Genomic DNA, 7,168 nt, shown 5'->3' on the forward strand with positions numbered 1-7,168 from the left:
GGCACGAGCTGAGGCTAAACCACCAGAAACCATAAAAGACAGCATGCCTCCTCCACCGGTCATTTGCCTTCTTGCAAGCTGGCAAAAGGGCGAGCTTTCCAGCCATGGATAATTTACCTGAATTACATTTTCTTGGGACCCAAGAAAACGCGCCAACTCAAGGGCATTCTCGCACTGTCGTTCAGTAACCAGACCGATAACCGGAGTTACCGGTCCAACGCTGAGATTCACGGCATCGCGACAAAATCCAAATCGGTGATTGTTTCTTCGGTCACGTTCACAATTTGGGCCTCAAATTCAAAGTTTCGATACGTTGCAGTGACGTTGTACGTTCTATTTCTCGGAATTTTTTCGAATCGATACAAACCGAATCGGTTCGTTTTTTGAAATCGCGCTTCTCCGCTTGGTCCGATTATGCGAATCAACACATTTTTTATCCCTTTGCCATCGCTACTGATTGCCCGGCCACCGATCGATACAAAAAAATGCAGCTCATAGGCGCCGATATCGCTGTCGTCACCGCCTGGTGCGGGAGGAATACTCACTTTGTTATGAGGCCGAATGTATTCTCGCTGATCTTCTGAAGTACCGGAACTCCCTTTGTCAATTGCAGGACTGACGATTGGTGAAACTTGTAATCGATGTGTTTCAGTAGGGCCGCCATAATTATCAAGCGGATCCAATCGCGGGTCGATGGGAGAAGCTCCGCTGCCTGTCTGGTCGCCCGTATTTGTAAAGCCTGTTGCAAGTCCAACATTGCCGATCAGATTGTAGCCGTCTGAAGTGAACCCTCCGACAACATCAGCTATAACCGAATTATTGACATTGGCAGCGATAATTGTGTCTTCTACGACCGGATCGAATAATCCTTCGGAGTAAATGCCACCAGCGCTGTTCGCTCCGTCGGCTGAGTTATTAGTAATTGTGCAGTCTCTAATGAATGCCGTACCATCGCTATCTTCGTAAATACCGCCTGCATTAAAGTCTCCGCCTACCGCTGCGTTTCCCGATATCGTTGAATTCGTTACAATCAAGGTACCGCTGTTGTAAATACCACCTGCATGAACATCGTAGAAAGAATTCCCCGTATTGTTTGAAACGGTGCTTTTTATAAGATTGAGCTCGCCCCCTGTGTTGTAAATCCCGCCCGCTCTTGTACCAGCGTTTCCTGTGATCGTCGTTCTCTGTATTTCCATGTCGCCGAATGAATTGTCTATGCCGCTCGCACCATTTGCGGAAATCGTACTGTCGTACACTCTCGTAAAATCAGAATTCTCAATACCGTTGGATCCGTTTTCTGTGATGATGCACTCTTTTATTTGAAGATCGAAAGCTGAGTTTACTTCGATGCCATCACCTGACCCACCTGTAATCGTCATCCCGCTTAATGTCATGAGACTTGTTGGGCCTGAAATTTCGAAAACATTACTCAGGTTATTGGCTGAAATCGTTAACAGATCCGCACCAGGGCCATTAATGATCAAATTTGTACCGATTTCCAATGCGTGACCTGCCAGAGTAATCGTTTGCGGTGTATTGAACAGTGAAGAGAAGACGATGGTGTCAGTGAAAACTGGCGAAGCATTGTCGAGCGCCTCCCGGAAACTGCAATCCGCATCGCAAACACCGTCATTCGTATCGGCAGTTTTCGTTACAGTCCATGTTGTGGAAGTTGCGCGAACATCTGCCGCCATAAATAGAACCAACACAAATAAGAATAAAGTGTGTCTCATTTCGAAGTCCTCCCCATCTCAATGCAGATCCGCTTCCATCGTGTCGTACAGAGCCTGACACTCTGGCGGTGCCGTGCCGGTTGCATGAGGGCAAAGCACAGGATCGAGCGGCTGCGCGAGAAGATTGCACTGCTCAAATTCGTCTTTATTCAAATCGAAACAAGCAATCATTTCGGGGATGCCGCTTTCATTGAATTCTTCAATCACTTTGTAAACGCCGTCAAATATAGCGGCTATCCCTGTTTCATTCGGATCTGAGTGAACACCGATTCCACCATCGAATTTTTCGGTGTACACGTAATTCCTTTGTTGCACTGCAAGCGGGGTCTGAAGATAGGGCATCAGACTTACGGAGTCAGTTCCGGCAGGTATCGTCGCACCAGCAATCTCCAATACTGTTGCGAACACATCGGCAATGTTCACAGGGTGATTGACTTCCCTGTTTAGAGAAATCACAACATCCGGTGGACCGGCGACAATCAACGGTACACGCACTCCTCCTTCATATACGGTACCTTTCGATTTCCCGGCAGGGAATGTATTGAATGGCACGGCTTCATCTGTAGTACCGTTGTCTCCAATGAAAAAAATCACAGTGTTTTCGGTCGTGATTCCACCCTGAATAAACAACCGCGCGATTTCCTTATCCATCGCTTCGATCGCTGCCTTAAAGCACAACCGCTGGTTCTCCGAGTTCAAATCGCAATCGTTCATCGTTTGAATTCCCAGCTGCTGAAGTACTTTTCCTGTTTGTTTACTGAGAAGACTCTTCGGCGGCACATGGAAAGGTTTATGGGGCGCGTTGAATGCGAGGTAAAGCAACCAGGGTCCCTGTTGCTGATTGATCCAGGTCAATGCATCATCAACATTCTTCGTTGTTGCGTAGGTTGTTATGAACCCCTGATTGCTGCCGTTAACGTACAGCTCCCAGTTTTTATAGTTGTTGATCTCTCCAACCACCAAACCGGAGTGTAATTGAAACCCGCCAACAATTCGGGGAGAGTCGTTTCCTTCGTTGAACTTACCGAGGTGCCATTTTCCTATAACAGCACTTGTATAAGACGCTACAAGAAGTTCTGGCAAAGTGTTCTCGGGTGCCAGTAGCTCCCCCAAATCAGTATTATGGTTTTGTTCCAAAGCAATTCCGACGCCCGTATGTGCGCCATATCGACCTGTCAGGATCGTGGCCCGTGTTGGTGAACAGACCGGATTACTCCAGGCATGATTGAACTGCACGCCCGCCGTAGTGAGCTGATCGATAAAAGGGGTGAGAGCAGGATCGGAATCGGGAATATTTGGACCATATGTCCCGACGTCGGCAATCCCAAGATCATCGGCAAGGATGATCACTATGTTGGGGACGGTCTGGGCGTGACCGATCGCGGCCAAAGAACTGACGAGAAGTGATAATAAAACAAATCGTTTCATGGTTCCCTCCTATTTATTCACGCAAGAATTTGAGCAAAAAGGCTCAAATGGAGGGAAGCCGGCTGCGCTACTTTAATTCCACACCGATCTGTTCGATTTTGCGAGGGATGCGTTCAGGCATATCTGCGTATCTCAGCTTCAATGTCTCCTTTTGCTTCAGCCTAGAAAACAGATCCAAACTGCGTTGATATACCTGGCGTGCTTCATTCCAATGCGATGACTTCTGATTGGCGGGGGTTTCGACTTTTTTGGCGATTGCAACATGTGTTTCGCCAAGTTGGAAAAACGCCATCGCCGAATGTTGCTGTACAGAACGAATATTGGGATCCGACCCGGCTGACTTTGCAAGAGCTAGACTTCGATGCAGATTTTCCAGAGCGGGTTTGTGGTCACCTTGTTTCAGCAACGCCACTCCAATCTGGTTATACGTTCGCATGAGCCAGGGGACCGAAGAACGATCACGAGGGTTTTTCTTCCTTAATACTTCAAAATATTTGCGAGCTTGATGATTGTGCAATAGCGCTTCTTTAAAATCGCCTATTGCGCATAACGCCTCCCCCAGATTCAGATGATCGAGTGCGATCACACGCCGCGCGGCGTCATTGGTCGGATCTGTCGCAGCCACTTCTTCGTTCAACTTCAGAGCCTCGCGGTGAAACTGCAATGCACGCGCCGGCTCATTTTGATCCATCAACAGGACACCGACTCGCAGATTCCGAGCGGCGAGAGAAAGACGAAACTGTTTGTTGCTCGGATCGATTGCCAACATCGACTGAGCCGTATTCAAACAGTTCAGATAAACTTCCTGCGCTTTCATCAGTTCACCTTTACTTTGGAGCAACCGTCCAAGTGAATCCTGGGCACCCATCAGAATCTGTTGCGCTTTTAAGCTCCGGGGTTCAGCCTGAACGAGACTCTCGGCCAGAGCAATTGCTCGATAGACGTGCGATTTGGCTTCGGCAAGCTTCCAGATCGACAAAAAAATATCAGACAATGATCCATGACTGTCCTGTAATTCGACACGCAGCATCAGATTGTTTGGTTCTTCGGCACACAATGCCTCGCGGATTTTTATAGCTCGCTGATGATAATCAATTGATCCGGTAATATCGCCAAGATTCGGACCGCGTGCCATTCCTCTGAGATTCGCAACATGATAAAAAAGCTTGGCCAAATTTCGGCGGGTCTGTTGATCGCGCGGCATCTTCACAGATAAATTTTGCAGAATCCCGATTGCTCGATGGTAACTCTGGTCAGCTTCTTTCACATCACCGCTTGTTCGGAATATATTTCCAATCCGTTCATGGCTTTCGGCCCGTTCTCTTCCCCATTCAATGTTGTCCGGTTGCGCGTTCGAAAGTGTTTCACGGATGGCGAGTGATTTGCGGTAGCTGATCAGCGCTCCGCTGGGGTTGCCCAGGTTGGCAACGTAACTATTTCCCTGAACATCTCCAATTTTGACGTAAGCTTTCGCCAGCTCCCGCTGAAGTTCTCGATCGTCTTTCGCTTCGTCAGCAAGACTGTCAAGATATTGCAGTGCATCCTTGATCAATCGCTGGCGAACAGGAGTGGAGCCTGGTAAATCGGCAATGGCATCATGGTAATCAAAAACCACTGCATGCGCGAGTCTTCGGACATCATTAAATCTGCGTTCGGCGCGGACCCGCTGCTGATTGATTGCAAGGATACTGCCGGCCAAAGCATTGATGATCAATGCGACAGCAGCAACTCCCGCGCGGTTTCTGCGAATGAATTTCTTTGCGCGATAAACCAGCGTAGGTTTCCTCGCAAACACAGGAAGCCCATCCAGGTGTCTTTGGATATCTTCCCTGAATTGTTCCACCGAACTGTATCGCTGGCCGGGTTCCTTACGCAAGGCTTTCAAAACAATATTGTCAAGATCTCCACGCAATCTGCGATAAAGTTTATCCGGCGCGCCTTCACGAGTGCGACTTACAGTTTCCACAGTGATTCGCTCAACATTGCCTCGTTTCTTAACTTCGGTCGTTCTTTGAATTGCTGTGCTAGGCTTTTCCGGCTCTGTCTCCGAAACCGCGCGCAGAAGATCATGAATGTCGTTGCTAGCCGTTCGATAAGGACTGTGTCCTGTAAGCAGTTCATATAGCACAACGCCAAGAGAATAGACGTCGCTTGCTGTTGTGATTAATTCCCCTCGTGTCTGTTCAGGACTGGCGTACTCCGGAGTCATCAGGCGTATTGCCGTTCCTGTCGCATCGAGCGTTTGCGCAGCCAGTTCCGGAGCCATCAGTTTCGCAATACCGAAATCGAGAAGCTTTGGTACGCCTTCTTTGGTCACGAGTATATTGCTTGGTTTGATATCCCGATGAATCACGAGCCGCTGATGCGCATAATGCACAGCCGCACATAATTGAAGGAAAATGTGGAGGCGTTTTTCGGTATTGAGCTTGTTCTGGTCGCAATACTCATGGATCGGCAGACCCTCGATGTAATCCATGACAAGATAAGGAACTCCATCTGCGGTTCCGCCATCGAGGAGCCTTGCCATGTGCGGATGATCGAGAGCGGCAAGAATTTGACGTTCATTTCGAAAACGATGGAGAATGAAATCGGAGCTTGCATCCTGACGGATGAATTTGATCGCAACCTCTTTGCGATACTCATCATCAGCGCGTGCCGCCAGATAGACATTTCCCATTCCCCCATGCCCCAGCGTCCGGATGATTTTATATGGACCGATCCGATCCCGCTGCTTGAATGCATCCATCGAAATTGCAGGTTCGCTGAGGCGGTCCTGAGATTCTTCGTAGGAAAGAAGCGATTCTAATTCCGCACGCAAGGTGTGATCGGAGCTGCAAACTTCATCAAGAAAATGGTTTCGTTCCGCTTCAGGCTGTTCCAAAGCCGCGGCGAGCAACTCCTTTACTCGCTGCCATCGTTCCTGTTCCCCTTCTTGGTTCATTGACGTTACGCCTTACTGATACGGCGTCGTAACCACAGCCTGGCGGTCCTCCATTCCCTCTTTACAGTTGCCACCGACAGTTGCATGGCTTCGGCTGTTTCTTCAAGAGACAAGCCGCTGAACAAGCGCAATTCTACAAGCCTGGATTGACGAGCATCGATACACTCCAGATCCATCAGCGCTTCGTTCAACGCGATCACATTCACAGGATAGCTGGCGCCGAGATCTCTGAACTCGTCCAAAGGAATGCTTTCCAACATGCCGTTCCGCTTGGCTGCCCGCCTTTTGACAGCATGATTGACTAAAATCCGGCGCATCATTTGTGCAGCAATGCCAAAAAAGTGCGCGCGATTTTGCCACGTCACAGCGTTCTGATCGACTAATCGCAAGAACGCTTCATGAACGAGTGCCGTCGGCTGCAGAGTATGGCCGCTCCGCTCCTGCCGCATATAACCTCGAGCCAACTTTCGCAGCTCGTCATAAACAATTGGCATGAGCTTATCTAACGCAGCTTTATTCCCGTTGTTCCATTCCTGCAAAAATTTGGTTACTTCCCTGGATGAATCCACTGATGTATGATCCCCGCTTCTTAGTTTTATTTTCTCACAATGTAGAGCGATCTGTACCGCCGGAAGACTGCCAAAGTTGGCCGGCCTGAAGTCGGCGTTACAAACGGCACGGAGCGCTCGCCCGGAGGCGCGCGCTGTGTCTCTGCGACTCCCATCTTCTAACAATTTTCACTCCGCGGAGTGAAAATTGTTAGAAGAGTGAAGAATTCAATGGCAGAAATACAACAGGAAGCAGTTTGAAGCTGAAAAGAGCATAGAACTCAAGCGAGAGAACCGAACCATCTGAGTTAGATGGGAGTCAATCTGCTGGTTTCTCCCGGACATTACGTTCAAAGCAGTAAGAACTTTCCTTAAAAACACTCTGATTTCGCTCATTACTTCTTCGTTCTTTAGCGCATCTCTCGCTATTGGGCCTGCAACTCTACAAGCAGTTCCGTAATTCTAGATAAATGATGATCATCATGCTCAGCAATAAAGAAGGCATGATCCAAAAGGGA

Annotated in this window: 5 protein-coding genes; all 5 read right to left on the reverse strand. The window is 48.7% G+C overall.

Annotated features, from left to right (window positions below):
* Positions 1-231, reverse strand: a 231-nt coding sequence (locus L0156_29445) for a PLP-dependent transferase (protein MCI0607130.1), incomplete at its 3' end; no start/stop codon positions are given.
* Positions 228-1,733: a right-handed parallel beta-helix repeat-containing protein gene (locus tag L0156_29450; GenBank protein MCI0607131.1), complete on the reverse strand. Its 1,506-nt coding sequence runs from the start codon at positions 1,731-1,733 to the stop codon at positions 228-230. The genes L0156_29445 and L0156_29450, both read right to left, overlap by 4 nt.
* Positions 1,734-1,751: 18 nt before the next feature.
* Positions 1,752-3,161, reverse strand: a complete 1,410-nt coding sequence (locus tag L0156_29455) for a sulfatase-like hydrolase/transferase (GenBank protein ID MCI0607132.1) — start codon at positions 3,159-3,161, stop codon at positions 1,752-1,754.
* Positions 3,162-3,228: 67 nt separating this feature from the next.
* Positions 3,229-6,102, reverse strand: coding sequence for a protein kinase (locus tag L0156_29460; protein MCI0607133.1), 2,874 nt, complete (start codon positions 6,100-6,102; stop codon positions 3,229-3,231).
* 5 nt (positions 6,103-6,107) lie between these two features.
* A complete protein-coding gene (locus tag L0156_29465) occupies positions 6,108-6,641 on the reverse strand; it encodes a sigma-70 family RNA polymerase sigma factor (protein ID MCI0607134.1) in 534 nt (177 codons plus the stop codon).
* Positions 6,642-7,168: the final 527 nt, after the last annotated feature.

It is taken from the genome of bacterium, assembly GCA_022616075.1.
Taxonomy (GTDB): domain Bacteria; phylum Acidobacteriota; class HRBIN11; order JAKEFK01; family JAKEFK01; genus JAKEFK01.

Coding starts and splice junctions, on each gene's coding strand:
- L0156_29450 (MCI0607131.1), bottom strand. CDS start 1,733: ATGAGACACACTTTATTCTTATTTGTGTTGGTTCTATTTATGGCGGCA.
- L0156_29455 (MCI0607132.1), bottom strand. CDS start 3,161: ATGAAACGATTTGTTTTATTATCACTTCTCGTCAGTTCTTTGGCCGCG.
- L0156_29460 (MCI0607133.1), bottom strand. CDS start 6,102: ATGAACCAAGAAGGGGAACAGGAACGATGGCAGCGAGTAAAGGAGTTG.